Origin of the sequence: Oribacterium sp. KHPX15, assembly GCF_900107835.1 — a bacterium.
Lineage (GTDB): Bacteria > Bacillota > Clostridia > Lachnospirales > Lachnospiraceae > Oribacterium.
Genome location: NZ_FNRG01000079.1, coordinates 1 through 1560 on the forward strand (window position 1 = coordinate 1; position 1560 = coordinate 1560).

Annotated in this window: 1 protein-coding gene; it reads right to left on the minus strand. The window is 35.7% G+C overall.

What is annotated here, in order from left to right; all coding sequences use genetic code 11:
- Positions 1 to 288 precede the first annotated feature (288 nt).
- Positions 289 to 1221: a cysteine synthase A gene (gene cysK / locus BLV86_RS17405; protein WP_090820115.1), complete on the minus strand. Its 933-nt coding sequence runs from the start codon at positions 1219 to 1221 to the stop codon at positions 289 to 291.
- Between the last annotated feature and the right edge of the window lie 339 nt (positions 1222 to 1560).

Consider the following 1560-nt stretch of genomic DNA (forward strand, 5'->3'; position numbering starts at 1 on the left):
TCTCGCTTCAGATCTTTTCAGATCCTCCGCTTCTGAATCTTCTTTATAGAATCTTCAGGGTCTGTGTATTAATCGATCTTTGATTTTCAAGGTTCAAAAACGCTTCGTTTGAAGCTATTTAATTGCCGCTCTTTGCGAGCGCTCAATTAATATAGCAACAAGCGAAGCATATGTCAAACACTTTTTTGAAAAATTTTATTTTTTCACTTCAGCTTTTTCACTTCAGCCCTTTTCTCTTTTAATCCATCTCGTTATATTAATATTTGATTTCAGAAGAAATATAAAGTTTTATGAATTAAAAAGCGCCGTTGAATAGTATCTGTCACCACTGTCAGGTAATAATGCGACTATAGTTTTACCCTTGTTTTCAGGTCTCTTAGCTAACTGTATTGCACCGAATAATGCAGCACCTGAAGATATACCAACTGAAATACCTTCTTTTCTTGCAAGTAACTTAGCTGTATCGAATGCATCCTGAGCCGGAGCCTTAAACACCTCATCATATACTTTTGTATTTAAAACTTTAGGAACAAAGCCTGCTCCAATGCCTTGAATCTTATGAGCGCCGCTTCTTCCTTCTGAAAGTACCGGTGAATCCTCAGGCTCTAAAGCAACAACCTTTATATCCGAATTCTTTTCCTTTAAATACTCACCGATACCTGTAATAGTTCCGCCTGTACCAACTCCGGCTATAAATATATCTATTTTACCGTCAGTATCATTCCAGATTTCAGGCCCTGTTGTATCTTTATGCATTTTAGGATTTGCAGGGTTATCAAACTGACCCGGTATAAAGCTATCAGGGATTTCCTTTGATAATTCTTCAGCTTTTTCAATTGCACCTTTCATGCCTTTAGATCCTTCTGTAAGAACAATTTCAGCCCCATAGGCTTTGATAATGTTTCTTCTTTCAACGCTCATGGTTTCAGGCATTGTGAGTATCAATCTATAGCCTTTGGATGCTGCAATTGAAGCAAGTCCGATTCCTGTATTTCCCGATGTCGGTTCAATTATAACTGAACCCTTTTTCAATACTCCTCTTTCTTCCGCATCCTCAATCATCGCTTTAGCAATACGATCTTTGACACTTCCTGCCGGATTTAAGTATTCCAGTTTTACAAGTATGGTTGCATCAAGATTTAATTCTTTTTCAATATTCACAACCTCTACAAGCGGTGTATTTCCAATAAGATCCAATGTACCCTTAAATATCTTGCCCATGACTCCTCCTTCATCCATAATGGATTTTAAATGATATGTTAATAATACCACGTTGCTAAATTGATATATAATTTTTAAATCTTATCATTGGCTATAATTTTCTATTATAATAAGAAAATTTATATGCAGAGTCTTTACGTATGATAAAATGATTCCAGAAGAATGTACACACGATGGTAAATATGAACATAAAAAAAGCTTTCCAACTACTATAGTCAGAAAGCTTAAAAATTTTAATCATTATTCGTACCTTCAAAACAGCATACCATTTATGAATCATTCCCAGTAATCCATCTAAACCTCTAACCTTTCCAGCCTTTTTGGACAAGCCCTCGACCT